Raw genomic sequence first — 25367 nt, forward strand, 5'->3', positions numbered from 1 at the left:
GAATCGACGACATGCGAAATTTCGAAATGCCGGGAAGATCGATAGCTGTCGGTCGCAATGGGATGGCAGCAACATCGCACCCAATGGCGACTTTGACTGCGATCGACATCCTCAAAGCCGGCGGCAAGGCGATCGATGCCGCGGTGGGGGCCTGTGCCGTGCAATGTGTGGCCGAGGCCGGATCCACCGGCATCGGCGGTGATTGTTTTGCGCTCCTCGCATCCAATGGCAATGATGATGTCGTTGCCTATAACGGCTCGGGCCGCACGCCGGCCGCGGCGCATTTCGAGTGGTATCGGGACAACGGCATCACCTCCATCGAGCGATCGTCGCCGCATGCGGTGACGGTTCCCGGTGCGGTGGATGCATGGGCGCGTCTGGTCGCCGATCACGGAAGGATGCCGCTCTCCGAAATTCTCGCTCCCGCGATAGCATTGGCGCGCGACGGCTACGGGATCACACCGCGAGTAGCCGCCGACATCTCCAATCAGCGCGAATTGTTGCTGCGCGATTCTTCGACGCGCCGCATTTTCCTGGCCGATGACCAAGTGCCGCCTGTCGGATCGGTTCAACGACAGTCGGAATTGGCGCAAACGCTGGAGACGATAGCAGCCCTGGGGCGTGACGGCTTCTATCGCGGCCCTGTGGCGGAAGACATGGTGGCGCGGCTGAATTCGCTCGGCGGGCTCCATACGCTTGAGGATTTTGCGTCTGCCGCCGGCGAATATGTGAAGCCGATCAGCGCGACCTACAGAGGCTGGACGGTGCATGAATGCCCGCCGAACGGGCAGGGTATCATCGCTCTGATGATATTGAAGATCCTTGAGCGTTTTGAACGCAAGGGCGATCCGCTCGGCGCTGATAATCTGCACATCGAAATCGAAGCCACTCGACTGGCCTACGCAGCCCGCGATCGGTGGATAGCCGACACCGCGGTATCGGATGTTCCGGTCGATTTCCTGTTGTCCGATGAACTCGCCGATAGTCTTGCCGCCAAGATCAATATGAACGGGGTTGCAGACGCCACGGCGGCTTTTGACGGTGTCGAGCATGCGGACACCGTCTATATTTCGGTTGTCGACAAGGACCGAAATGTTGCGAGCTTCATCAACTCCATCTTCCATTCCTATGGAAGCGGTCTGATGGCGCCAAACTCCGGCGTGTTGTTCCACAATCGCGGGCAGAGCTTCAGTGTGAAACAGGGCCATCCGAACGCGATAGGACCGCGCAAGAGGCCCATGCACACGATCATCCCGGGATTGGTGACACGCCATGGCAAAGCCGTTTTGTCGTTCGGCGTCATGGGCGGGCACTATCAGGCAATGGGCCACGCCCACTTCCTCTCCAAGCTGTTCGACTTCGGTCTGGATATCCAGAGCGCGATCGATCTGCCTCGGCTCTTTCCGCTCCCCGGCACGGCGACGGTCGAGGCCGAAGCGCGTCTTCGAACCTCCGTTGGTGAAAATCTCGAAGCGCGCGGTTTCAAGGTTGTTGCGCCGAATTGGGCGATCGGCGGCGCCCAGGCAATCTGGATTGACGATCAACACAATGTTCTGCTGGGCGGTTCCGATCATCGAAAAGATGGTTGCGCGCTCGGCTACTGACGGCAATGGAGCGCGAAATGTCGGCTTATCCGGATACGCAGCTTTACATTGATGGCCTCTGGAGGGACGGTTCGAACGCCCGCCTTTCCATCGTCAATCCCGCCACGGGTGAGGTCATCGGCCGCGTTTCAAATGCTGGCAGGAATGATCTCGATCAGGCGCTGTCGGCCGCCACCGCAGGGTTCGAGCAATGGCGGCAAGTCAGTGCGTTCGAGAGAGCAAAGCTTATGCGACGAGCCGCCGAGATCCTGCGCGGCCGCTCGGCGGAAATCTCGCGACTGATGACCTTGGAGCAGGGCAAGCCGCTGGCGGAGTCCAGGGCTGAAACGGCGGGCGCCGCCGACATTATCGATTGGTTTGCCGAAGAGGCTCGGCGTAGCTACGGCCGCCTGATCCCCCCGAGAGCGACCAATGTCAGGCAAATGGTGATCAGGGAGCCTGTTGGTCCGGTGGCGGCCTTCAGCCCCTGGAACTTCCCGCTGAATCAGGCCGTGCGGAAAGTCTCGGCGGCCCTTGCAGCCGGCTGCTCGATTATATTGAAGGGGCCGGAGGAGACGCCGGCAAGTTGCGCCGAACTTGTTCGCGCCTTCGCCGACGCCGGCCTGCCGGCGGGCGTCCTCAATCTGGTTTTCGGAATTCCGGCCGATATTTCAAATCATCTCATCCCGCATCCCGTCATCCGCAAAATCTCCTTTACCGGATCGACCCCGGTCGGAAAGCAGTTGGCTTCGCTCGCCGGCGCCCACATGAAGCGTGTCACGATGGAACTCGGCGGCCATGCGCCGGCTCTGGTTTTCGATGATGCGGATGTCGATCTTGCCGTCAGGATATTGGCCGGCGCGAAGTTTCGAAATGGCGGCCAGGTCTGCGTGGCTCCGACGCGCTTCCTCATCCAGGAGCGCGTCTTTGAAAAATTCCTCGACGGCTTCGTCAAGGCGGCTGAGTCAGTCACTGTTGGCGATGGATTGAGCGACGGCACGACAATGGGACCGCTGGCCAACGCGCGCAGGGTCGAAGCCATGGAAGCGCTGACCGCCGACGCCATCATGCGCGGCGCGCGGATTGCAACCGGCGGCAAAAGGATCGGGAATCTCGGCAATTTCTTCCAGCCGACGGTTCTGACGGACGTTTCAAAAGATGCGCGCGTGCTGAACGAAGAACCTTTCGGTCCCATTGCGATCGTCAGTGCGTTTTCGGATTACGGTTCTGCCATTGCGGAAGCCAACCGCTTGCCATACGGGCTGGCGGCATATGCCTACACGACTTCCGCCAAGACAAGCGCCGACCTTGCCCGCGACATCGAAAGCGGCATGCTGTCGATCAATCATCATGGACTGGCGCTGCCGGAATTGCCCTTCGGCGGCACGAAGGAGTCCGGTTATGGGTCGGAAGGCGGGAGCGAAGCGATGGAAGCCTTCTTCAATACGAAGCTCGTAACTGAGGCGATTAATTAGCCGAGACGATCCCGTTCCATCGTTGCTTTGCCGCGGTCCGACCTGCCGCGCCAATCGTCCAGGTATCAGATCGTGCCGGAGCGAGGTACCCTTGCCGGAACTGCCGGCTTGTTCCTGGCTTGAGCTTTCCTCGTAGGATTTGGCTGGTGATACCAGCGGCATCGCGCGCCGCATGAGATAGACTTCAGGGACAGAGAAGGGCAGGGAAGGCCTGATGACACTGCAGACAGACCATATTGGTGGCGAAATCGATCATGCGAGAGCGTCGCGCGGGAAACCGGACGCAAGGCTGTCGATGAATTTTCGAACAGCTGGAGGAAGACCGCGCCGTGTCGTGAATACCAGGTGCACCAGACCCTTCATGCCGCGCCATGCGGGGAGTACTCGAACAAGCTTTCCCTGTTCGAGCGCCTCCCTGCAGGTGTGGTCTGGCAGCAGTGCAACACCGAGGCCTGCGAGTGCGGCCGTCCTGACTGCCGCGAAGTCGGCACAGCCAATGCGGGGCTCATGAATGAGCGTATGTGTCCCGCCGTCATCGCTCTCAAGGAACCAGTTCACCTCGCTATGATCATCTGTCGTCGATAGCGTCGGCACCCTTCCGAGATCCTCGATGCTACCGATGCGGCTGGCTATCTGCGGACTTGCGACAAGTATTCGGATCGAGTTGCCGAGCGAGCGCATCGTGAGGGATGCATCGCCCTCAAGCGAGGTTCGAACGCGAAGTGCCACATCGATCCGCTCCTCGATGAGATCCACTGGGCGATCCAGCGCAAGGAGTTGCAGGCGGACCTTGGGATGTTGAGCAAGAAACTTGGTCACGAGACCCGATATTGGTTCAACCAGTCCCGTAGGGCAGCTCATCCGGATCAAGCCATGTGGTTCTGACTGCGCCTCTGCCACGAGCGCCTCAGCACGCTCTGCCTCCGCCAGCATCGCCTTGCATCGCTCGTAGAAGGATTGACCGACATCGGTCACCCGGAAACGTCGGCTCGACCGCTCGATGAGGCGAACGCCAAGCCGCGCCTCAAGGCCTGCCACTCGTCGGCTGAGCTTGGACTTCGGCTGCCGCAAGGCGCGCCCGGCCGCGGCAAACCCGCCGTGGGTAACAACCTCAGCAAAGTACACAAGATCATTTAGGTCGTACTTCATCATCGTTCTCCAGGTGGAACGATGGGTAACAGTTTTACTGACTATTTGCACCAGCGTTCTGCTGGCATGTTCACCTCGACGGCAATAAGCCGCGGATTTGGAGAAGAAAGACAATGACCAAGAAGTTCGAAAACAAGGTAGTTATCGTAACCGGTGGTACCAGCGGCATCGGCCTCGCAACGGCTAAGGCCTTTTCTACGGAAGGTGCCGCCGTCTTTATCACCGGGCGCAGGAAGGAAGCGCTCGACGCGGCCATCAAGGAGATTGGTGGCCAGATCACCGGCATCCAGGCCGACATGAGCAAACTCGCCGACATCGACCGCCTGTATGACGCGGTACAGCAGAAGCATTCGCAAATCGACGTCGTTTTTGCCAACGCAGGCGGTGGTGAGTTTGCTCCGCTCGGTGCAATCACCGAGGAGCATTACCAGAAGACCTTCGACATCAACGTCAAGGGCACGCTTTTCACCGTCCAGAAATCGCTGCCGCTGCTGCGCGACGGCGCCTCGATCATCCTGACTTCGTCGACGACAAGCGTCTCCGGCACACCCGCCTTCAGCGTCTACTCGGCAACCAAGGCGGCCATCCGCAATTTCGCTCGCAACTGGATCCTTGATCTGAAGGACCGCCGCATCCGCGTCAACGCCGTCAGCCCCGGTGTGACCGACACGGCCGGCCTCGATGAACTTTTCGGCTCCGGCGACAGTGCCGAGAACACCAAGAACTATCTGGCAAGCCTTATACCCGCCGGTCGCATTGGCAAGCCGGAAGAGATTGCCAAGGCCGTCCTCTTCCTCGCCTCTGAGGATGCTTCCTTCATCAACGGCGTCGAACTGTTCGTCGACGGCGGCCACGTGCAGATCTAAGCGGCGAGCCTCTAGGGAGAATGACAATGGCAGATATGGCAACACTGCTCGAGCGGAACCTCCAGGGCATCTTCGGGGAGGGCGATGAGGCGCTCCGTCGGACGGTGGCGGAAGAAATCCTTCACGACGACGCGCTCTTCGTCGAACCGCGCGGTGTCTATCAAGGGCGCGAGGAGATCATTCGCATAGCGGGTCAGATCCGCGCGATGCATCCGAGCTACCGCTACACGACCATTTCGGACGCCGAGGTTCTCCACGACAACGCGGGCCGGGTAAGGTGGGTGGCCGGAGCACCCGGAGAGCCGCCGGCCTATGCGGGAACAGATTTCATCGTCGCAAGGGACGGCAAGATTGCGGGAATCTATCTGTTCTTTGATGGACCGCCTGACCCGACCAGTCCGCCAATCCCGGTCTGATATGGAGTGAGCACGCCGCCGACCAGAACGTCGAGATGCGAGACTGTCACATCTCGCATCTCTAACTGGCCCAACTGTCGCATTATCAAATGGAATGTACCGGGTGTGAGTTGATGCTGAACCGCCACATCGCATGGCCGTCAGCCGAGTATGCGAAATGGGAGTAGGTGGGTTCCATTGCGTCTTCCTTGCCGGCATTGCGGGCTTGTTCCCGGCCTGAGCTTTCGTCGGATTTGGCTGGTGATATCAGCGGCATCGTGCGCCGCATGAGATAGACTTCAGTGGCAGAGAAGGGCGGGCATATCGAGGCGCGTCAACAGCGATCGGGTGACGCCTCCAAGAATGAATTCCCGCAATCTCGAATGGCCGTACGCACCGCAGACCAGCAGGTCTGCCTTGTGCTCCAGGGCGGTTGCCTGAATGACGCTGGCGATTGGTTCTCCATTCGCCTGTACAGCCGTCACATCGACGGAAAGGCCAGCCTTTTGAAGCCTGGCCGCAAAGCGGTCGCGGCTTCGCTGGTCGATCTGCTTGTCGTCGGCAACGGAAATCAGGATGACGCGTGAGGCCTGCTCCAGGAAGAGCCGGGCACCGGTAAAGGCCCGGGCGACCGTAGCTCCTCCATCCCAGGCGACCGCGACGGCATCGACCCGGCCACAGACATTGTCAGAGGGAAAGAGCAGCAGTGGTCTTCCGCTTTCAAACAGCACGCTCTCGATCAGCGGCCTCATAGGATCGGATGCTTCCAGGATGGAAAGATCATATGCGCGTGAGATCTCAGCCAGGCTTTGCCCGACGAACCGCTCCTCGATCGCGAATGGCTGGATCTCCACCGCGACATTGGCTGCCGCCGCATAGTCGCGAAGTGTTTGTTCCAGAGCGGCTCCACTGGCCTTGCTGGACTGCTCCACGGCACGCATCGTTTCGATGTCAGGTAGTGAAGAAAGGTGCAGCCAAGCCGGCAGGCTGACTAGCGGTACGCTCGCCGTCAGATCCGCCCCCTGGTGAAGGCATAGATCGACGGCATTCTGGAGGAGCGAAAAGGAGCTTGCGTCTGGATAGGTGGCCAGTGGCAAATGAAATTGCGCTTTCACGGCGGATGTCCTTGCGAGAATGCTGCGAGTATCGCTCGCGCATGCGAACTGCGCCTTGATGAGGATCAAGGCGGGTGAGGTCACGAGCCTGTGGCGTCCTCATCTGCTTCGTTGCGCTCGATCAACGACGGGGTCGTGATCAGACTATAACATATGGTCGATTGGCGGCAGAGAGAGATGGCGATGAGCTATATCCTGAAAGACCTGACCCAGGCGGAATGCTCAGCCATTCTTGAGCAGTCCCGATTTGGCCATTTGGCCTGTTGCTACGAGGACAGGCCCTATGTGGTGCCGATCTATTTCGCCTATGCAAAGGGCATGATCTACAGCTTTTCAATGCCCGGTCGTAAGGTCGACTGGATGCGTGCGAACGAAAATGTGTGTTTGCAAATAGAGCAGCATGGCGCGGGCAGGGGTTGGACGAGCGTCGTCGTCGATGGCCGGTTCGAGGAGTTTCCGGACACAGACCTTTGGCGCAGTGAGAGATTGCAGGCCTGGTCGTTGCTGCAGAAACACTTCGACTGGTGGGAAATCGGCTCGCTCAAGCCAGAGGCGCGGCCACCGAGGTCGCTGCCCGAGCACATTTTTTACGGCATAGCCCTTCGGGAGGTGACAGGTCGAACGGCAATTCCAGACGATTGAGAATCGTCAGGGAAGGGCGCTCGGATTGATCCTGTGCACCCTGCTCAGTGGGCGAGGAATAGGGGGATTTGAATTTCCTCCAGCATCGATCGGGTGACGCCGCCGAAAAGACGCTGCTGCAGCCGCGGATGATTATATGCGCCCATGACGATCATGTCGGCGGCGATATCCACGGCATGCTGGCGCAGCACTTCGTCGACGCGGCGACCACCGCTCGAGATGCGATCGACGTCGACTTTCACGCCGTGTCGCGCCAGAAAGGTAGCGACGTCAGCACCTGGTTCTTCGCCATTTGCAGATGATGATGCCTGTGGATCGACAAGGGTGACATGCACCGATGCGGCGGCCTTCAGGAACGCGATCGCCTGGCGTGTTGCGCGCGACGCCTCATCGCTGGAGTCCCAAGCCAGCAATATCGTCTTCGGAGCGAGCAAGACTTTCGTCCTTTGGGTGTGAGTTCATGCTGAACCGCGACTTGCGGGCTTGGTCAAGCTAACCTGCATACCGCATCTGGGCGAGCAGTTTCTTGCGGAAGACCTCTGCGGGCGTTCGATAGCCAAGACATTTGCGTGGCGTATCATTGAGCCGATTGCAGACGTCGATCAGGTCGGCGTCGGTCACGGACAGTGGATCGACCTCTCTCGAAAGCCATTTCCGGACCCGGCCATTGGTGTTCTCGACGGTGCCTTTTTGCCAGGGCGATTGCGGATCACAAAACCAGGTTTGGGCGCCGATGCTGGCTTGCAGATACGGCCAGTCAGTGAACTCCGTCCCCCGGTCGAAGGTGATGGAACGGCGAGCAAGGTGGGGCAGGGCCTGCAGTGCTTGAACAAGGCCGTCCATGACAGGACGGGACTGACGGTCATTGTTGCGCAGGAAGATCGCGAAGCGGCTGACTCGTTCGACCAGCGACGTCACATTGGCCTTGCCGAACTTTTTCCGAAACTGGATCAGGTCGCATTCCCAATGCCCAAACTGCTTGCGCTCGGCAACGACATCGGGGCGCCGCAAGATGTTGAGTTCCGGGCTAAACCGTTGACCATGCTTGCGTCTGGCATGTCGTGGTCGGCGTCGCGCACGATGCTCCGGTAGGTGCCGCCACAGCTTGATGGCGTGCCCGTCGGGCGAATATGCGAACTTGTAGATCGTCTCGTGGCTGACAGAGATCGGATGGCGTTCCAGGCGCATGCGTCCTGCAATCTGCTGTGGCGACCAGCCGTGTACGATCCGGTCGATGACAGATTGTCTGACGTCAGAGAAGCGCGCCAGCTTCCGCAGCTTCGTACGCCGGTCACAAGCGATATCATGCGCTGTGACGCAGTAGTAGCCGTTGAGATCCGGAACATCGTTGTCGATAAACGTGTTGCGTTTGATCTCCCGAAAGATCGTCGAACGATGCCGGCCGAGCTTCTCGGCAATACTCTCAACGCTCAGGCCAGTCATTCGCCACCGGGCGATCTTGCGTCGTTCATCCAGATCAATATGGGAGTAGGTCCGTTTCATTGCATCTTCCTTGCGAGTGATAACCCATTGGTATCATTCGCAAGTCGCACTTCATCCTTGAACCCACCCGGCTACACGAGAAAATCGCATAAGACAGATTATGGAACAAGAAAATGTCGTTACGCTACAACGACATGCTCGATTTCCAATTCGAGCGCGTATCTATCTGATCCGTTGCAATCCCAGATGTCTGCGATACTTCACTATTCCTGAAGCGTTGGAACGTCTTTCGATGGTCTTTGCAGTTCCAACGCGGCGGCGGATAACGCTGCGTCGGCCGATCCGCCGGAAACATGAACCGTCGGTGTTGCAAACTGAATGCCTTTTTCCGCGAATGTCTTCTTGAGCATGGCAAGAGCTTTTCGGCGAACGCCGAACTGCTCGCCGGGTTTCGCCATGAACTTCAGCCGAATTTGCACGCCATAGTCCGCCATCTGCTCGATCCCTTGCATTTTCAGGGGCTCGATGATGTTGTGCCCAAGTTCAGGATCCTCCAGCAGCTCGACGCCGATGCGCTTGATAGTCTTGCGAACCTCCTCAAGGTCGCTGTCATAGTTCACGGTGAGAGTAATGATGTCGATAACCCAATCGCGGCTAAGGTTTTGCACCGCGCCGAGTTCACCGAAAGGCACGATGGTGACCGGGCCGCGGTGGTGTCGCAAGCGGATCGATCTCAGCGAAAAGCCTTCGACGGTACCCTTATATTTTGCCGCCTGGATGTATTCGCCGATACGAAAGGCATCGTCGAACAGATAAAAAACGCCGGAGATGATGTCCTTGACGAGTGTTTGGGCGCCGAAGCCGACGGCTATGCCGACGACACCAGCGCCTGCAAGCAGCGGTCCGATCTGAATGCCGATGGCATCCAGGATCATCAAGAAGCCAACAGCTCCGATCGCCAGGAACAGCACATTGCGAAGAATGGGAAGAAGAGTATTCAACCGCTGACGACGGCGCGCGTCGGGGCCGTCCTGATGTCCCGCCTGCGCATTTCGGGACGCCACTGCCATCTGAGTGTCGATCAGCGTGCTTACGAGTTTCCAGATAACGTCGGTCACCAGCAGCACGATAACGATGCGGATTCCTGCGCGAATCAACCGTGTGGTCACTGTTTCGGCTGCGGCGAGGTCACTGAGATTGACATTCCACGAGCGGGCAATGAGCAGCGCAGCAACCACGATGAGGCCGTTGCGCAGCGTTTGCATGATGACGACAGACCACCCGACGATGGCGGGATCTTCGACCGCTTGCCCCTCCCCGGATTGTATGATGCGGCGAATGATATCATGAGCCACCGAAACGGTAAGCGGCAGAAGCGTAATGACGATCACCGTCCAGAATGCGCCGCGGAGCCCGGACACCCACAACAGCCAGGATAGCACGATACTCGCGCTGAAGCCGACACAGACCAGCCGGCTGACGGGCGGTCCGTCGGACCGAAAGTGCCGCAGCCAGATCATGACGATCAAAGCGATTGAAACGACACTGAACCATGCGGCGGTAAAGAGGTCGATCAGGATAGGCGAAGCCCCGATCGTCCCAATCACTTCGATGGTGGCCCAACCAGCCGCCAGCATTGCGACGATTCCGAGAAGCCAGTAATACCAGAACCACGCAAGCGACGTGACAAGCGTCAGCAGCCGCATATGCGGCAGGCGGGCGCCTGGCGCTATGACCACGCGGCCCACAAGCACACCGAGGCGCACCATGAGCGCGGCTGACAGCAGAATGAGTGCAACATCGCGGAACACGGCAGGCCATGGAAAGAGGATAAACGCGCCAAGGCTTCCGATCAGGTAACCGACCAACGCGAGAAGACCCATTGAAAGCCGGGCCGCATGGAGCTTGATCCGCTGGCGGACGCTGTCAGCAGGCGCCGTCAGCACAAAATGGAGGAGCCCTCGCCCTGACCACCATGCAAGGCGTTGCGCGAGGAATCCGCCTGCTACGAAGAGTATGACCGCCAAGATCAGGCCGAGAGGGTCGATGCGATTATCCGTTTGGAAGACCTGGATCGCCGATCGGATCTGCCTTGGAAGCGTTGGAATCGCATCGAGGAGTGTGAATAACCTTTGGCGCAAATCCTGCAGTAAGGTGGCAATCGACGGCGGTGCCGCCTCTTCAGCGACTGCTACCGGCTGGGCCGGCTCCTGATTGCCGGGAACGATCCGATTGACCAGCGCGCGTCCGGAATCGTCATTCGGCACTTCGACAATAACGCGGATCGGCGCCGAGGAAGCAGAAGATTCGGCCGCCGAGGTCGGGTTTATGCTCGCTAGCAGAAGCGCCGAAAATACGACCGCCAGAAACGTGGACACTCTCCGCAAGGGATGACGGGCGTCGTTGATGCGCATGTACTCGTGGTCCCCAGGTTTGTCATCGCTTTTGATTGGTAGAGGTTTGGGACTTTGTGAAACGTTGTGCGATCAACGTCAATCGATGACCTGTCTGGTGGACGCATACTTGACCGTTGGCCGGTCGTCGCGCCCGGTCGTCCGGCTGAAAACGCCTTAAGGTGATCTGGAGGAGAAAGACGTCTGCATCAGGAAGGAAATGGGTTTCGAGTCCACGGCAAGATCGTGCGATCAACCGCTATCACAGGCCACCGGTCATTTCCCGCATCTTCAGTAGCCGAAACAAACGGTTGAAGAAACAACCACATCATTCAGATAAGATTTGACTATTATGACAAAAATTCCGGGCGCCCTTCTCCAGTGATGGGCGCAACACTGTCCGTCAAGCTTTTGCGCGCCAGCCCTTCACCGCCGTCTCGTCTCCGCGAGATGGCTGGCAAAGCCGGCAAACAGCGCGTGGAATGGAAGGTTTCGAACGATCCTGGCTACGACGAAGGCTGCGCTCGTCGCCGCGGCGAGCTTCAGCCAGGGATAGTCGCCGAGCTGGACATGAGCGTTTGCATCGATCGATGTCGCCTTGGCCTTCAGCGCCGCCTCCGCATCCTCGCGCAGTATATCGATGCGGGCGCGGAGCAGCCTTAGCTCCCGCTGCAAAGCAGTCAAACCAGTGTCGGCCTTGTCAGGCGCGGCATCGGCAAAGGGCAGTTCGCCCTCCTCGATCAGTTCGTCGGGGTCGGGCGGAAGGAAGCCGTCACGGTTGATGGATGATTGCATGGACATGTCCTCGAATATCTGAGCGAAACGGGATGCGGCCCGGCGCTACCGCCGGGCCTCTTACCGCCTCTGGGGCGTCAGTGATCACGTCGGAAACCCTGGCTCTGTTGCAATCCGCCTTGCGACTGGCTCTGCGATTGCCGATCGGCATCGTTCGATGGCGCGGAATCGGTACCAGTGAACGTGTAGGCACGCACTTTGGCGCTTCCGTGCGCGATGTCGCGCATTGCAACCGGGCGCGCGTCTTCGGAAGCCGGAGCCTGCTCTTCGAACGCGCTCTCCGATACCGCGAGATCTTCCGAGGATTTGCCGCCGTGGGCAGGTCCTGCAAAGCCCGCATTCGACGCACCTTTAAATGCGCCCTCCGACGACCAGCGATCCGCCCGCTCGTCCATGTCGATGCTGCCCTCGTCGTCCAGAATGTCATGGACGGTTTCATAGAGCGCGTCATCGATGTCGCTGACCTGGACGAGGAAGCCGCCGCGCCGCAATCCCTCTGCATAGACTCCCCGATCCTCGTCGGGGAAGAAGAAGTCCGCCAGTGCGTCGAAGAAGCCGCTGCGGTCGTCACTCATCATACCGGCATTTTTTCCGTCCGCTTCATATCCCGGCATCAGCCGTATCCTCGCAGTCGGAATGCCCGCGTCTTCAAGACGGGAAACTGCGGACTCGGCTTCCGATCGGCTGTCAAAAAACGCAGCAAGGCTGCTGCGGCCTGCCGGGCCTGAGAAGGCTGGGTTGGTATCCTTGTAAATGTTGCTCACGGGGCTTTCCTCTCGATGCAGATACAGCCGTCGATCGGCCTGATTTCCTGACTGGAAGAACCGGCGGATGAGATGAATGTTCCAGGGAAATGGCAACGGACCGGATGATGACGCAGCCCCTCGTCTTCAGTTTCATAACGTTGTCGCCTGGGCACTCCCGATGCGCAGCAGCGGATTGCGGCTCAACGCATCCTGTCAGCGGTTGACGTCAAACTTTCGAGAGGCTAGCACCCTTCTAACGCATTGGGGGTAATCACTATGGATTTCTTTACGGCAGCCGCTCTGACGGCTTTGCTGCAGGTCATCGCTATCGACCTCGTTCTCGCCGGCGATAACGCCGTGGTCATTGGCCTTGCCGCTGCCGGCCTGGAGGCATCCCAGCGCCGCAAAGCGATCGTCGTCGGCATTCTGGCCGCAACTGTGCTGCGTATCCTCTTTGCCAGCGTCGCCGTATATCTGCTGGCGATTGTCGGCCTGTTGCTGGCCGGCGGCCTGCTGCTGCTCTGGGTCTGCTGGAAGATGTGGCGCGAGATTCGCGCCGGCCATGGCGAGGCTCACGATGCGGCGAATGCGGGAAGCGCGCCGAAAAAGACTTTCTTCCAGGCGGCGACCCAGATTGTGATCGCCGACGTGTCGATGTCGCTCGACAACGTGCTCGCCGTTGCGGGTGCTGCGCGCGAGCATCCCGGCGTTCTGGTCATCGGTCTCGGGTTGTCGATCGCGCTGATGGGTATCGCCGCAAACCTCATCGCCCGGTTGCTCAACCGCCATCGCTGGATCGCCTATGTCGGCCTGCTGATCATCCTCTACGTCTCGCTCGACATGATCCATCGCGGCGCTGTCGAGGTTCTGCCCTATATGCAGTAACGGGCCTCGCGCCCGTCCTTGGGACTTGAAGCCCCTACCCGGAGGACGAGGCTCAGGCCGGGATTCGGACCTCGGTCTCGAAGCTCATCTGGTCATAGGCCGGCACCACATGGTCCGGCGTCTCAGCCATCACAGCATCGTAGTCGAGCGGCGTGTGCATATGGGTCAGGATTGCCCGTTTCGGCTTTAACCGGCCGATCCAGTCGAGCGATTGTTCCAAGGACAGATGGCTCGGATGGTAGGTGTATTGCAGCGCGTCGATGATCAGCACATCGAGATTGTGAAGCTTCTCGACGGTTTGCGGCGGGAAGTCGCTGATATCGCTGCAATAAGCCACATCGCCGATGCGAAAGCCAAGCGAGTAGATATCGCCGTGCTGCTGGATATGCGGATGGAAGGCTATCTTGCCGCCGGGACCACTGATTTCCAGGGGTTCGTCGAGATTTTCGATGACAACAGGCAGTACAATCGGCGGGTAATTGCTGCCGGGCGGCGTTTCCAGGCAATAGCCGAAGGCGTCACGCAGCCTGTCCATCGTGAATTGGTCGGCAAAGATCGGTACCCGGCGGCGCGTATTGTGGAAATAGCCCCTGAGATCATCGATGCCATGAATATGATCGGCATGCGGATGGCTGTAGAGCACCGCATCGACATGGTCGGCCCCTGCCCTGATCATCTGCTCGCGAAAATCGGGCCCGGTGTCGATGACGACGGTCGTAACCCCGCCGTCCGGCGCAAATTGCTGCACCATGAACGAGGCGCGCGTGCGCCGGTTTTTCGGATTTTCGGGATTGCAGGCGCCCCAGTCGCCGGTGATGCGCGGCACGCCCGGAGACGACGAACAGCCGAGAATGGTGAAACGCCGCCGGTAGAGCACGCCGCTAGATCCTCGGCATTTTCGAGAACAGGCGGAAAGCGTTCTCCGTCGTGATCCGCGCGATCTCCGCATAGGAAAGGCCGATCGTCTCGCCGAGCACCTCGGCCGTATTGACGACATAGGACGGCTCGTTGCGCTTGCCGCGCCAGCGCTTCGGCGCGAGATAGGGCGCGTCGGTTTCGACCAGCAGCCGCTCATGCGGGATCGTTTTGGCGATCTCGCGCAGCTCCTCCGATTTCGGGAAGGTCAGGATGCCCGAGAACGAGACATAGCCGCCGAGTTCGACGCCGGTCTTTGCCAGCTCCGGCCCTGCCGAGAAGCAATGCAGAATGAAGGGGAAGGCCCCCTTCCCCGTCTCCTCGGTCAGGATTGCGGCCATGTCTTCGTCGGCGCTGCGGCTGTGGATGACGAGCGGAAGCTGCGTTTGCCGGGCGGCGGCAATATGCCGGCGAAATCCGGTCTGCTGATCCTCGGGCTTCTGCGTGTCGTAGAAATAATCGAGGCCGGCTTCGCCGATCGCGACGATCTTTTGATGGGCATTGGCGAGACGCACCAGATCTTCCGTCTGGATGTCGAGCTCGTCGCCCGCATTGTTCGGATGCGTGCCGACCGAGCAGAAGACGGATGGATATTTCTCGGTGATGGCGAGCAGACCGTCGAGCTTGCGCACGCGCGTCGAGATCGTCACCATCTGCCTGACACCGGCCTGATGGGCGCGCGTGACAATTTCGTCGCGCTCCGCCTCGAAGTCGGCGAAATCAAGATGGCAATGCGTATCGATCAACACGGCTTACGCCTCCACAGGCGGAACGTAACGTGGGAAGACCGGCGCCGGCGCTTCGAGCGCCGTTCCGGCAACGAGGCGACCGGCCTCTCCTAGGGCGGCAAAGTCGCGCTTGTCCGCGGGCGCCGCCACGAGGTCGAGCAGCTTGCCCGATGATTCCGGCATGAAGGGCTGCAGCAGGATCGCGATCTGGCGCACGACTTCGGCGGTGACGTAAAGCACCGTGCCCATGCGCGCCGGATCCGTCTTCTTCAGCGCCCACGGGGCCTGGCCGGCGAAATAGCGGTCGGCTTCCGAAACAACAGCGATGATCGAGGCGAGCGCCCGGTGAATGAGCTGCTTGCCCATGTCCTCGCGCGTCGAGGCATACAGCGCGTCGGCCTGCGCCAGCATCGCCTTGTCCTCGTCGGTCAGCGGCCCGCATTCCGGGATCTTGCCGTCGCAATTCTTGATGATCATCGACAGCGAGCGGCTGGCGAGGTTGCCGATGCCGTTGGCGAGATCGGAATTGATGCGCGTGCCGATCGCCTCTTCGCTATAGCTGCCGTCCTGGCCGAAGGAGACTTCGCGCAAGAAGAAGTAGCGCACCTGGTCAAGGCCGAAATGGTTCACGAGATTGACGGGGTCGACGACGTTGCCAAGCGACTTCGACATCTTCTCGCCCTTGTTGAGCAGGAAGCCGTGGGCAAAGACGCGCTTCGGCAGCGGCAGCTTCGCCGACATCAGGAAGGCCGGCCAGTAGACGGCGTGGAAGCGGATAATGTCCTTGCCGATGATGTGCACATCCGCCGGCCAGTATTTCGCCCGGGGGCCGTTCCGGTCTTCGATATAGCCCGTCGCGGTGATGTAGTTGGTCAGCGCGTCGACCCAGACATACATGACGTGGGCGGGATCGTTCGGGACCTTGATGCCCCAGTCGAAGGTCGTGCGCGAGACCGAGAGGTCTTTCAAGCCCGACTTGACGAATGAGATCACCTCGTTGCGGCGCTCGGCCGGACCGATGAAATCAGGATTCTCCTCGTAATGCTTCAGGAGCCTGTCCTGATATTCGGAGAGCTTGAAGAAATAGCTTGCCTCTTCCACCCACTCGACCGGCGTGCCCTGCGGCCCGTAGCGCACGCCGTCGGCGCGCAGCTCCGTCTCGTTTTCCTGGTAATAGGCCTCGTCGCGCACCGAATACCAGCCGGCGTAACTATCCTTGTAGATGTCGCCGTTCTCGGCCATCAGGTTCCAGATGTTGCGCGAGGTCTCGTGATGACGCTCCTGCGTGGTGCGGATGAAGTCATCGTTCGAGGCGTTGAGCAACTTCGCCATCGCCTCGAATTCGCCGGAGTTGCGGTCTGCAAGCGCCTGCGCGCTAATCCCCTCGGCGCGCGCGGTCTGCTGCATCTTCTGGCCGTGTTCGTCAGTGCCCGTCAGGAAGAAGACATCCCTGCCGTCCAGGCGCTGGTAACGCGCCATCGTATCCGTCGCGATCAGCTCGTAGGCATGGCCGATATGCGGCTTGCCGTTGGGATAGGAAATCGCGGTGGTGATGTAGAAGGGTGTCTTGTCTGTCATGGCGGCCAATGTCCGGCTAACTCTATAAAAATGGTCAGCCGCTCTTAGCGCATGTCACCGCCAAGCGAAACATCAAGTTTCGCCGCTGTCGATGATTCCGGACATGGCGGCGTGAGCTTGACTCATGTTCCGCCGCAATTTACCCGTCATGAAAAAGAGGGCGGGACAGAACAAAGTGCCAATTTATATATACCGGAAGCATCGTAGCCGCGCGCCGTCGGAGGCGCTCGATTGACCTTCGAACCCCTCTATTCGCTTTCGGGCCTCTGCGTCGGCGCGCTCGTCGGTATCACAGGCGTTGGCGGCGGGTCGCTGATGACGCCCCTGCTGGTGCTGCTTTTCGGCGTCCACCCCGCAACCGCCGTGGGCACGGATCTTCTCTATGCGGCGATCACCAAGACGGCGGGCACCGCTGTTCACGGCATGCACGGGCGTATCAACTGGAAGATCGTCGGCGGCCTGGCCGCAGGCAGCGTGCCGGCCGCCTTGCTGATGCTGTGGCTGCTGGCCGGCGTCGATCGCAAGAGCATCGTCGTCGCCCATACCATCACGACGGCGCTCGGCTGGCTCCTCGTCATGACCGCGATCATGCTGATCTTCCGAGGCCAGATACTCGCGTTTGCACGCCGCGCCATTGGAGAGCGCACGCCGCCGCGGCCGGGGACGATTGTGGCCTTCACTGTCGCTCTCGGCTTCCTGCTCGGCGTTCTCGTCACCTTGACCTCGGTCGGTGCCGGCGCGCTGGGGGTGACGATCCTGCTGGTCCTTTATCCCAGGCTCGACGTGCGCGAGATTGTCGGCTCCGATATCGTCCATGCCGTGCCGCTGACCCTGATCGGCGGCATGGGTTACTGGTTAATCGGTGAGATCGATTGGGCGATGCTGCTTGCCCTGCTCGTCGGCTCGATTCCCGGCATTATCGTCGGAAGTCTTCTGGCGCCGAAGCTGCACGAACGCACCATCCGCATCGTCCTGGCCGCCACGCTCGCCGTCGTCGCATGGAAGCTGTTGGCCGGCTGATTAGAGCGTGATGTCAAAAATCTCGGTGCGCTTCAAAGGCCCGGCTGCTTGATATCGGCAAGAATGCTGATGATCGTTTGCTTGCGATCGAGATTGTAGCCATCGGAGATGGTGAGCCGCTCGGTGATCTCGGAATAGAGTCGCGCCAAGCGCTCCGCCGCGGCGATCCGCCCTTCGCCTGCCGCCGCGCGGGCGCGGTTCATGATGTCGTCGCCGACATGGCTGACGAAGAAATCGAAGATCGTGTCGCTTTCCTTGCCGGACAGGGCATCGGCCAGCCGATGCATTGCCTTGCGCGCCGTCGGGCCTTCGGCGGAAAGCATTTCGTCATAGGCGGCGATGATTTCGCCTCCACCGTAGTTCAACAGTTTCAGAGCCTCACCGACACTGCCCTTGGCCGCCGAAAGCACCGCCTCACCCTCCCCCGATACCCCGAGATGGGCGAGGGCCGCGATCAGCGCATCGTCGGCAAGTGGCGCGAGTTTTAAGGGGAGGCAGCGCGAGCGGATCGTCGGCAGCAGCCGTCCAGGCGCATGCGAAAGCACTAGGAACAGCGCCCGCTTCGGCGGCTCTTCGAGGATCTTCAGGATAGCATTGGCCGCGTTGCGGTTCATATCGTCGGCCGGGTCGATGATGACGATCCGCCAGTTGCCCGTGCCCGACGTCTGCGAGAAGAACTTGCCGGCGCGACGCACTTCGTCGACCGTTATCGCCGACTTCACCTTGCCGGTCTTTTCATCCACCGGCCGGGCAAGATGCAGGAGATTGTGCGAGGCGCCGGAGACGATCTGCCGGCTGACGGCAGAGGCCGGATCGGGATCGCCGATCGTTTCCGGCGCGGCGTCGGGATCGGGATGCGAGAGCACGTGATTGGCGAAGCGAAAGGCGAGCGTCGCCTTGCCGATGCCCTCCGGCCCCTCGATCAGGATGGCGTGATGGCCCTTGCCGGACCGATAGGACTGGGCGAGGAACGCCTCCGCCTCCTCGTGGCCGAACAGCCGGGTGTTTTCCGCCGGCCAGATGGCGCCGTCGAGCAGTCCAGGCCTTTCCTCACTCATGATGGGCGGCTTCCGGCGTCCTGACGTGGCCTGACGGCGACAGCAGCTGCTTGACGATCGCCGCGATCTCGGCGGCAATCGCTTCTTCCGCCTGCATGCCGTTGATCACGTGGCAGCGCTCCGGCTCGCGGGCGGCGATGTCGAGAAAGGCCTCGCGTCGTTTCTCGTGCGTTTCGAGCCGCTCTTTCTCGAAGCGGTCCGGACCGTCGGCGGCAGCGCGCTTCTGCGCCCGCTCCAACCCGATCCTGGCGGGGATGTCGAGGATCACGGTGCAATCGGGCATCACGCCGTTGATGGCGACACGCTGCAGGGTCTCGATGAAATCGGGTTCGAGATTGCCGGTAATGCCCTGGTAGACGCGGGAGGAATCCATGAAGCGGTCGCAAAGCACGACCTTACCTGCGGCAAGCGCCGGCCGGATCACCTCTTCGACATGGTCGTTGCGCGCCGCAGCGAAAAGGATCGCCTCCATTCGTGTGCCGAAGGCTTCGGCGGCGCCCGAGAGCAGCACATGGCGCACGGCCTCCGCACCCGGAGATCCGCCCGGCTCTCGCGTCACCAGCACATCGTGACCTTCGCCCTTCAGCGCCTCGGCGAGGCGGCGGATCTGCGTGGATTTCCCAGCGCCTTCCCCGCCTTCAAACGTAACGAACAGTCCCGTACCGGATGACAATGACAACTTCCCGCATTCCGGGCGCCGCACGCGCCCTGCCCCTTCTATCTATCCGAAGATATCAGGGAGGAAAACCTTTAGCCGCGGCGACATATTCACCTTTCCCGGCAAATTGCATGGCAAGCGGGCTCAGCCGGGCGCAGACTTGTCCCAGAGCCAGGAGAAGAACAGCGACTCGCCGAGCTCCAGCATGGCGTCCACTGCACGGCTGCTGAGCGAACCCTCGTCCACCGCCTGCACGGTATAGAGCGGCACTTCCCTGAGCAGCCTGCTGCCGGCAAAGATCTTGAGCGTGCCTGCCTGGAAATCCGGCTTGACCGGCGCCGTCAGCGGCCATCGATAGACGATGCGCGCCGACAGCCGGTCGGGATTGCTGATCGGGATATAGACGCTGACAGGCCCCTTGGCGATGAGATCGACGGTGCGCGCCGTGCCGCCATAGACGCTGGCTGCGCCGATGACTTCCTTATCGGCGAAGATCTGGCGGTTCTCGAAGGCCGTCAGGCCCCATTCCAGCACGCGCTTGGCTTCCTCCGTCCGCTCCTTGTCGGAAGCGATGCCGGCAAGCGCCAGAAACAGTCGTCTGCCGTCGCGCTCGACCGAAGCGACAATCGAATAGCCTTCGCCTTCGGTGAAGCCGGTCGCAAGCCCGTCGGCGCCGAGATCGAACCCCAGCAGCGGATTCCTGTTTCGCTGCTGGATCTTGTTCCACTCGAATTCCGGCTGCGCGAAATAGGCATAGAGGCTCGGATAGGACTGCTGAAGGGCAGCGGCGAGCGTCACCATTTCGCGTGCCGTCACCTTGCTCCTGCCATCGGGAAGGCCGGTGGAATTGCCGAACACGGCCTTTTCCAGGCCGAGTTCGCGGGCGTGGCGCGTCATCGATTCAGCAAATTGCTGTTCGCTTCCCGCCATGCCTTCAGCAAGCACGATGCAGGCATCATTGGCGCCTTGGATGGCGACGCCCTTGATCAGGTCCTCGACGCGCACCCGCGATTTAAGCGCGGCGAACATCGTTGCCGTCCGCGACGGTGCGCCGCCTGTGCGCCAGGCATATTCCGAAACCGGATATTCGGTATCGAGCGTGATCTGACCCTTTGTCACCGCGTCGAAAACGAGATCCATCGTCATCAGCTTGGCGAGCGAAGCCGGCGAAAAGCCCTGGTCCTCGTTTTTGGCGAGAAGCACGGTGCCCGTGGACGCCTCGATCATATAGGCCTGCGTCGCCTTGGTGGCGAAACCGACGGTGCCGCCATCGGCTGCAAGCGCGCCGGTGGCGAGCGGCATGAGGCAAGCAAGAAGGCGAAGCAAAGGCTTCAGCATCGCAATTCCCATCGAACGAGCGTCGTCTTTAAGGAGCTTAGAGCGAGAGGGAATCCGATGCAATTGCCATGCTCAGCGCGCGGCGGATCTTGCCTGCTGGCGCTTTGCAGAAGCAAGGATCGACTCCTGCGTCAGCCCGTCATTGCGCACCATGACCGCGTCGAAAGCGAGATCGACTGTCACCGTCCTCACCTCTTCGCTCTGATAGCCGAGCGCAAGCGATCCCCCGCCATAGGGGCGCTCATAGGGCATGGGGCCGATTTCCGGCAGCACGACCATCTGGTCGAAGGCCTGCATCGCATTTCCCGAGGGTGCAGACGGCGCGACCAGGACGTGGGCAGCCGGCGCGAGTGCGGGCGCTGCATTGTAGCGGGCGCTGGGCGTCGAACCTGCATAGGAGGTCGCCGACATCGGCACCGGTACGTTGGCGGGCGTCTCGTAATCTTCGGCGCTCTGCAGTTGGTCGCGGGTGATCTTGCGGCTGTTGGAGGCGACCATCACGCCGGTTGCGATCTGGCCTTCCGGATTGATCCCCGGAAGGCGGCTGCCCTTCGGCGCGTAGGATGCCATGAGATATGGCATGTCATGGCCGTCCATACGGGCGCGGCCGACATATTGCACGCGCACTTTGCCGGTGCCGCTGTGCTGCAGATCCAGCATGTCGGCGGTCTTGTTGGAAAGATCGATGATACGGCCTTCGTGATAGGGGCCGCGATCGTTGACGCGCACGACAATGGATGAGCCGTTTTCGAGATTGGTGACGCGCGCATAACTCGGCAGCGGGAAAGTCGGATGGGCGGCCGAAAGATGCATCTGGTCGTAGACTTCGCCGTTTGCCGTCAGGCGCCCGTGAAAAGCCGACCCGTACCAGGAGGCGACACCGACCTTGTTATAGGCGAAGTCTTCCTTCGGGTAATACCACTTGCCCTTCACCTCGTAGGGGTTGCCAACCATGTAGCGGCCGCCGCCCTTCGGGATATTGTTGCCGGTGGCGACCCGCGGGCTCGCTTTCACGCCATATTCGGATTCGGAAAAATATTCTTTGCCGTGGGCTCTTTTCTTCGGAACCGCCTGTGTCGTGCCGCATGCTGCAACCGTCGCGCACATCGCCGATATTGCCAGCCACCGCGCTGTCGTTGCGAATGACGCCGCCCCGTATTCCAGTTTCATATGTCCCACGCCGCTCATATGGTTAAGGAACGCTGCCCGATAATGGGTCAATAGCGCCTTATTCCCACCCGCCTAACGATAGCTTAATCTTGCTGTCATCGTGGCAAATTTACGAACGATTTCGCAGCGATAGCAACAATTCTAATGATTATGGTTTATAAATTGCTAACGTCGGTCCCGCCGCCCTGCCCTGTCACCGCCGCAAAGATGCTCGAAGTCGTCGTGCCGAAGCGAGGCACATGGTAAACGGTTGGCCGCGTTCGCACAGCTGAAAAGCGCCAGATTCAAGGCTGCAGTCGCCGGCGCGGGTTTCGTTCTGTGGTGGTTTGCAGATGGATTTGACACGTCTAAGTTAGAGCAGGCAGTAGCCAACTCGGCCTGAGTTCCCTTGGTGCGTGTGTTTTGTTGCTTGACTCAAAGGGAGGTGGAAAGTTTATTTGCGGGCGTTCGGGGTAGAAGCCCGGCGTCCTTTCCACGCTCATCTTTAGGGGACGAGCCATGGCAAATCACAAACCAGCAGTGCCTAGCGTATTGACCCACGACTACTCACCAATGGAAGCCATTGAAGGAAGCCTTCTCGACAATGCGTCAGATCCAGATGGAGACCTGCTTCAGGTTCAGTTCGTCAACGGTCTGAGAATTCCCAACAAAGCCGGTGAGCCCGGATTTCTTACGATCGAGGGCGAACACGGAACCCTGACGATCTCGGCAGACGGCAGCTATACCTACACGGTCAATGATCCAGCAAGTCTTGAGCCAGGTGAAGCCTTCTCAGAGAAATTCTCGTTCAAGATCTCCGATGGAAAAGGCGGTGCCGACGTCGCCGATTTCAACATCGCCGTCCAAGCGCCTCCGCAAGGGCTGTATTCCATCGATTTCGAGAACGCCCCCAAGGAATATCCAGGGCAATCGGATATTGCTTCGGGTTATGCCGGCTTCAAGTTTGGCGATAAGATCGACGGTAATCTATGGGCCGTCGCTGAAGCGGGTGGCAACGAGTACGTCGTCAGCAATCCCTACAATCCCTTTTTCGACCGCGTTGACGGCAAGCTCTTCACGGTCGAGGGCGTCGACGTCGCCACCGTTTTTGATGCCGGTTACGAAGGCGTAGATGCTCTCGTTACCTTCGAGGGCTACATCGGTGGCAATAAGGTGAGCGAGATGGCCGTAACGGTCTATGGAGACACCATTGCCGATGGCCAGCATATTTCATTGGAGGCGCTCGGAGCCGTCGACTTCATCCGCTTCGATATCGCGCCTGAAACGGAGCCTACAGGCTTTCCACAGCTCGCCTTCGACAACTTCACCGTCCTTGTGTGACCATAGCCGAGAAGCGGCCGTCGAGGCCGTTTCTCCAGCCTTTCCGAGCGTTAGGCAGCCGATTTGATCCTCTGTGCGGTGATACGTTGAACGCTGCAGAACAAGTTGACGCTGCGATCAAAGCTGCTACAAAGCCCGCCAGCAAGTGAATGGGTAGCAAATCGGTAGAAACACCGATCCAAAAGAAACACCGAAACGGAATTTCTTTGGGCTTTCCAATTGCCTGGAAGAGTGTCCGAGTGGTTTAAGGAACCGGTCTTGAAAACCGGCGTGCGGGAAACCGTACCGTGGGTTCGAATCCCACCTCTTCCGCCAGTTTATCGCGCATAAGTGATTGAATTATCTTATATTTTCATCCTGAAGTGAAGTCTCGATCCCAGCCGATCTCTCAAGCGTCCCATACGGCGCCGGGGCATCCCTCCTGCAGTGATCGGTTGAAGCTTGATCATGAGAAGTATGAATATACCAGGGCGCCGATGGAGCCCCAGAATATAAGCGGCGTAAGTATCATTGCCACAACGAAAATCTTGGTCACTGAAAAACTCCGAAACGCCAACCGGAGCGCAAAGAACTATTGCAGTGACCGACGCTTTGGTATGGGCACGAAGTCCAGGATGGATCGGACCTTGGTCTCAGTCCTGTAAGCGGAAACGTCTCCAGCTACCCGATCTCGAGTGCCCGGCGGCGCAGGTAAGTCCGGGCCGCGAGGGCGAGCGCGGCGGCGATCAGCGCGGCTGCGACGGCGAAGGTGGTCCGCATGCCTGACGCAACGGCTTCGGGATCCGCGATAGTGGCCTCCGATGTGGCCGAGGCGAGCGCAAACACGGCTCCCATGAGAGATGCACCGGTGATCAGTCCGAGATTGCGCGACAGGTTGAGCATGCCCGAAATGACGCCGCGCTGCTCGGGACGGACGTCCATCATGACGGTCGTATTGTTGCCGGCCTGGAACAATTGATAGCCCGGTGTCAGGATAGCGATGGCAGCGATGTAGCCGGCAATACCGGGCAGCACGGTGAGCGCGATGGAGCCGGCTGCCATGGCGGCGAGCCCGGTGATAACCATGAATGGCGCTCCCAGACGGTCGACCAGGCGACCGGCGGGAACACCGCTCAGGGTGGAGATGACAGGGCCGATCGACATGACGATTCCGACCAGCGCTTCGTCGAGACCGAGCGAACGCGAAAGGTAGAACGGGGCAACCACCAGCGTCGCCATCATCACCGTCGAAACGAGTGCATTGATGGTCAGGCTGGCGCCCATCACCGGATTGCGGAACGCCGCCAATCGAATCAGCGGCGAAGTCGTTCTCGCCTCGATGAACACGAAGAAACCGGCGCCGAAGGCGGCGGCCAGCAGCAGAGCCGCATTCAGCGGACCAAACCTGCCGTGTCCGATCGTCATCGCCAGCGCATAGGCCGACAGCGTCAGGGCCAGCAGCAATGTGCCCGCAATGTCGAATCCTGCCCGATCGGTATTTTCTCTACTGCTTTCGACGGGCAGATGGCGGTAGGCGAGGACGAAGGTCAACAGGCCGAGCGGCGCGTTGATGAGGAAGATGGCCGGCCAGCCGAATCCCGCGATCAAGACGCCTCCGAGCGATGGGCCGAGAGCGGTGCCGATCGCCGACATCGTTCCGAGCAGCCCCATGGCGCTGCCGGTCCTCGCCGTCGGCACCGTCTCGCCGACAAAGGCCATCGTCAGAGCCATCATGATGGCCGCGCCCAAGCCCTGCAAGGCGCGCGCGGCAAACAGCGTCCATAGTGTCGGCGCGAGACCGCACAGGACGGAAGCCAGCGTGAAGAGCAGGATGCCCATGAGCAGCAGCCGTCTGCGGCCGATCGTGTCGCCGAGCCGTCCGACGCTGACGATCGAGGTGGTAATAGCAAGGAGATAGGCGAGCACAATCCACTGAACGTCCTGGAAAGCGGCATCAAACGCCTGCGCCAAAGACGGCAGGGCGACATTGGCGATGCTGGTGCCGAGCGACGGCAGCAGCATGGTCAGGGAAAGGCTGGCGAGCGCCCATCGGACGGAACGTGTTCGTTCCGTATCTGCCTCGTCGCCTTCCGCAATAATCGGTTTCATCGTGACC

22 protein-coding genes, 1 tRNA gene and 1 pseudogene are annotated in these 25367 nt (G+C 60.2%); 9 read left to right on the forward strand and 15 right to left on the reverse strand.

The window, feature by feature from the left end:
- Positions 1–11 precede the first annotated feature (11 nt).
- Positions 12–1604 (forward strand): gamma-glutamyltransferase, encoded by a 1593-nt coding sequence (gene ggt / locus NE852_RS10550; protein WP_037171367.1) that lies wholly within the window; start codon positions 12–14, stop codon positions 1602–1604.
- Positions 1605–1621: 17 nt separating this feature from the next.
- Entirely contained in the window at positions 1622–3058 is a 1437-nt protein-coding gene (locus NE852_RS10555; protein WP_258156498.1) for an NAD-dependent succinate-semialdehyde dehydrogenase, read from the forward strand.
- Positions 3059–3310: 252 nt separating this feature from the next.
- Here NE852_RS10555 and NE852_RS10560 read toward each other — a convergent pair whose 3' ends face one another.
- On the reverse strand, positions 3311–4210 hold the full coding sequence (locus tag NE852_RS10560; protein WP_008526373.1) for a LysR family transcriptional regulator: 900 nt from the start codon (positions 4208–4210) through the stop codon (positions 3311–3313).
- Positions 4211–4320: 110 nt separating this feature from the next.
- Here NE852_RS10560 and NE852_RS10565 point away from each other — a divergent pair, with 110 nt between their 5' ends.
- Both NE852_RS10565 and NE852_RS10570 read left to right on the forward strand, forming a co-directional pair.
- Positions 4321–5073 (forward strand): SDR family NAD(P)-dependent oxidoreductase, encoded by a 753-nt coding sequence (locus tag NE852_RS10565; RefSeq protein WP_008526372.1) that lies wholly within the window; start codon positions 4321–4323, stop codon positions 5071–5073.
- A 26-nt stretch (positions 5074–5099) separates the two neighbouring features.
- Entirely contained in the window at positions 5100–5489 is a 390-nt protein-coding gene (locus NE852_RS10570; protein ID WP_008526371.1) for a nuclear transport factor 2 family protein, read from the forward strand.
- Positions 5490–5767: 278 nt separating this feature from the next.
- On the opposite strand, the gene NE852_RS10575 is transcribed toward NE852_RS10570, so the two are convergent.
- Positions 5768–6583, reverse strand: coding sequence for a universal stress protein (locus tag NE852_RS10575; RefSeq protein ID WP_037171360.1), 816 nt, complete (start codon positions 6581–6583; stop codon positions 5768–5770).
- Positions 6584–6766: 183 nt separating this feature from the next.
- Here NE852_RS10575 and NE852_RS10580 point away from each other — a divergent pair, with 183 nt between their 5' ends.
- Positions 6767–7225, forward strand: a complete 459-nt coding sequence (locus tag NE852_RS10580; protein WP_037171354.1) for a pyridoxamine 5'-phosphate oxidase family protein — start codon at positions 6767–6769, stop codon at positions 7223–7225.
- A gap of 44 nt (positions 7226–7269) precedes the next feature.
- On the opposite strand, the pseudogene NE852_RS10585 reads toward NE852_RS10580, so the two are convergent.
- The 5 genes and pseudogenes from NE852_RS10585 to NE852_RS10605 all read right to left on the reverse strand — a co-directional run.
- Positions 7270–7662, reverse strand: a pseudogene (locus NE852_RS10585) (universal stress protein); the annotation flags it as partial.
- A gap of 55 nt (positions 7663–7717) precedes the next feature.
- On the reverse strand, positions 7718–8728 hold the full coding sequence (locus tag NE852_RS10590) for an IS30 family transposase (protein WP_008536882.1): 1011 nt from the start codon (positions 8726–8728) through the stop codon (positions 7718–7720).
- 203 nt (positions 8729–8931) lie between these two features.
- On the reverse strand, positions 8932–11082 hold the full coding sequence (locus NE852_RS10595) for a mechanosensitive ion channel family protein (RefSeq protein WP_008526354.1): 2151 nt from the start codon (positions 11080–11082) through the stop codon (positions 8932–8934).
- Between the two features lie 405 nt (positions 11083–11487).
- A complete protein-coding gene (locus tag NE852_RS10600) occupies positions 11488–11856 on the reverse strand; it encodes a hypothetical protein (protein ID WP_037171342.1) in 369 nt (122 codons plus the stop codon).
- A 77-nt stretch (positions 11857–11933) separates the two neighbouring features.
- The gene (locus NE852_RS10605) at positions 11934–12620 is read right to left on the reverse strand and encodes a hypothetical protein (RefSeq protein WP_008526351.1); all 687 of its coding nucleotides are present in this window, start codon (positions 12618–12620) and stop codon (positions 11934–11936) included.
- A gap of 258 nt (positions 12621–12878) precedes the next feature.
- On the opposite strand from NE852_RS10605, the gene NE852_RS10610 reads away from it, so the two are divergent.
- Positions 12879–13487 carry a TerC family protein gene (locus NE852_RS10610; protein WP_008526350.1) on the forward strand — a complete coding sequence of 203 codons (609 nt, stop codon included), beginning with the start codon at positions 12879–12881 and terminating at the stop codon, positions 13485–13487.
- A gap of 52 nt (positions 13488–13539) precedes the next feature.
- Here the strand turns inward: NE852_RS10610 and NE852_RS10615 are convergent, their stop codons facing one another.
- From NE852_RS10615 to metG, 3 genes are read right to left on the reverse strand one after another with little or no spacing between them, the layout of a single operon-like run.
- Positions 13540–14364: an MBL fold metallo-hydrolase gene (locus tag NE852_RS10615; RefSeq protein ID WP_008526349.1), complete on the reverse strand. Its 825-nt coding sequence runs from the start codon at positions 14362–14364 to the stop codon at positions 13540–13542.
- 4 nt (positions 14365–14368) lie between these two features.
- Positions 14369–15151, reverse strand: a complete 783-nt coding sequence (locus NE852_RS10620) for a TatD family hydrolase (protein ID WP_008526348.1) — start codon at positions 15149–15151, stop codon at positions 14369–14371.
- Positions 15152–15154: 3 nt separating this feature from the next.
- Positions 15155–16708 carry a methionine--tRNA ligase gene (gene metG, locus NE852_RS10625; RefSeq protein WP_258156499.1) on the reverse strand — a complete coding sequence of 518 codons (1554 nt, stop codon included), beginning with the start codon at positions 16706–16708 and terminating at the stop codon, positions 15155–15157.
- 231 nt (positions 16709–16939) lie between these two features.
- Between metG and NE852_RS10630 the strand changes: the two genes are divergently transcribed.
- Complete coding sequence (locus NE852_RS10630; protein WP_008526343.1) at positions 16940–17728, forward strand: sulfite exporter TauE/SafE family protein; 789 nt, start codon at positions 16940–16942, stop codon at positions 17726–17728.
- A 32-nt stretch (positions 17729–17760) separates the two neighbouring features.
- Here NE852_RS10630 and NE852_RS10635 read toward each other — a convergent pair whose 3' ends face one another.
- The 4 genes from NE852_RS10635 to NE852_RS10650 form a co-directional block, all read right to left on the reverse strand.
- Positions 17761–18786, reverse strand: a complete 1026-nt coding sequence (locus NE852_RS10635; RefSeq protein ID WP_258156500.1) for a DNA polymerase III subunit delta' — start codon at positions 18784–18786, stop codon at positions 17761–17763.
- Complete coding sequence (gene tmk, locus NE852_RS10640; protein WP_008526335.1) at positions 18779–19459, reverse strand: dTMP kinase; 681 nt, start codon at positions 19457–19459, stop codon at positions 18779–18781. Before tmk ends, NE852_RS10635 begins: the two co-directional genes overlap by 8 nt.
- Positions 19460–19588: 129 nt before the next feature.
- Entirely contained in the window at positions 19589–20782 is a 1194-nt protein-coding gene (locus tag NE852_RS10645) for a D-alanyl-D-alanine carboxypeptidase family protein (RefSeq protein ID WP_037171335.1), read from the reverse strand.
- Between the two features lie 72 nt (positions 20783–20854).
- Positions 20855–21952 carry a septal ring lytic transglycosylase RlpA family protein gene (locus NE852_RS10650; protein WP_008526331.1) on the reverse strand — a complete coding sequence of 366 codons (1098 nt, stop codon included), beginning with the start codon at positions 21950–21952 and terminating at the stop codon, positions 20855–20857.
- A gap of 498 nt (positions 21953–22450) precedes the next feature.
- Here NE852_RS10650 and NE852_RS10655 point away from each other — a divergent pair, with 498 nt between their 5' ends.
- Both NE852_RS10655 and NE852_RS10660 read left to right on the forward strand, forming a co-directional pair.
- Positions 22451–23272, forward strand: coding sequence for an Ig-like domain-containing protein (locus NE852_RS10655; RefSeq protein ID WP_037171331.1), 822 nt, complete (start codon positions 22451–22453; stop codon positions 23270–23272).
- Positions 23273–23497: 225 nt separating this feature from the next.
- Positions 23498–23587: transfer RNA gene (locus NE852_RS10660), tRNA-Ser, on the forward strand.
- Between the two features lie 345 nt (positions 23588–23932).
- On the opposite strand, the gene NE852_RS10665 is transcribed toward NE852_RS10660, so the two are convergent.
- On the reverse strand, positions 23933–25360 hold the full coding sequence (locus tag NE852_RS10665) for an MFS transporter (protein WP_008526327.1): 1428 nt from the start codon (positions 25358–25360) through the stop codon (positions 23933–23935).
- Between the last annotated feature and the right edge of the window lie 7 nt (positions 25361–25367).

Source organism: Rhizobium sp. Pop5, from assembly GCF_024721175.1.
Classification (GTDB): domain Bacteria; phylum Pseudomonadota; class Alphaproteobacteria; order Rhizobiales; family Rhizobiaceae; genus Rhizobium.

Excerpts from the sequence above, each read along its gene's own strand:
- ggt (WP_037171367.1), top strand. The coding sequence starts at position 12 with ATGCGAAATTTCGAAATGCCGGGAAGATCGATAGCTGTCGGTCGCAAT.
- NE852_RS10555 (WP_258156498.1), top strand. The coding sequence starts at position 1,622 with ATGTCGGCTTATCCGGATACGCAGCTTTACATTGATGGCCTCTGGAGG.
- NE852_RS10560 (WP_008526373.1), bottom strand. The coding sequence starts at position 4,210 with ATGATGAAGTACGACCTAAATGATCTTGTGTACTTTGCTGAGGTTGTT.
- NE852_RS10565 (WP_008526372.1), top strand. The coding sequence starts at position 4,321 with ATGACCAAGAAGTTCGAAAACAAGGTAGTTATCGTAACCGGTGGTACC.
- NE852_RS10570 (WP_008526371.1), top strand. The coding sequence starts at position 5,100 with ATGGCAGATATGGCAACACTGCTCGAGCGGAACCTCCAGGGCATCTTC.
- NE852_RS10580 (WP_037171354.1), top strand. The coding sequence starts at position 6,767 with ATGAGCTATATCCTGAAAGACCTGACCCAGGCGGAATGCTCAGCCATT.
- NE852_RS10590 (WP_008536882.1), bottom strand. The coding sequence starts at position 8,728 with ATGAAACGGACCTACTCCCATATTGATCTGGATGAACGACGCAAGATC.
- NE852_RS10595 (WP_008526354.1), bottom strand. The coding sequence starts at position 11,082 with ATGCGCATCAACGACGCCCGTCATCCCTTGCGGAGAGTGTCCACGTTT.
- NE852_RS10600 (WP_037171342.1), bottom strand. The coding sequence starts at position 11,856 with ATGCAATCATCCATCAACCGTGACGGCTTCCTTCCGCCCGACCCCGAC.
- NE852_RS10610 (WP_008526350.1), top strand. The coding sequence starts at position 12,879 with ATGGATTTCTTTACGGCAGCCGCTCTGACGGCTTTGCTGCAGGTCATC.
- metG (WP_258156499.1), bottom strand. The coding sequence starts at position 16,708 with ATGACAGACAAGACACCCTTCTACATCACCACCGCGATTTCCTATCCC.
- NE852_RS10635 (WP_258156500.1), bottom strand. The coding sequence starts at position 18,786 with ATGAGTGAGGAAAGGCCTGGACTGCTCGACGGCGCCATCTGGCCGGCG.
- NE852_RS10645 (WP_037171335.1), bottom strand. The coding sequence starts at position 20,782 with ATGCTGAAGCCTTTGCTTCGCCTTCTTGCTTGCCTCATGCCGCTCGCC.
- NE852_RS10650 (WP_008526331.1), bottom strand. The coding sequence starts at position 21,952 with ATGAAACTGGAATACGGGGCGGCGTCATTCGCAACGACAGCGCGGTGG.
- NE852_RS10655 (WP_037171331.1), top strand. The coding sequence starts at position 22,451 with ATGGCAAATCACAAACCAGCAGTGCCTAGCGTATTGACCCACGACTAC.
- NE852_RS10665 (WP_008526327.1), bottom strand. The coding sequence starts at position 25,360 with ATGAAACCGATTATTGCGGAAGGCGACGAGGCAGATACGGAACGAACA.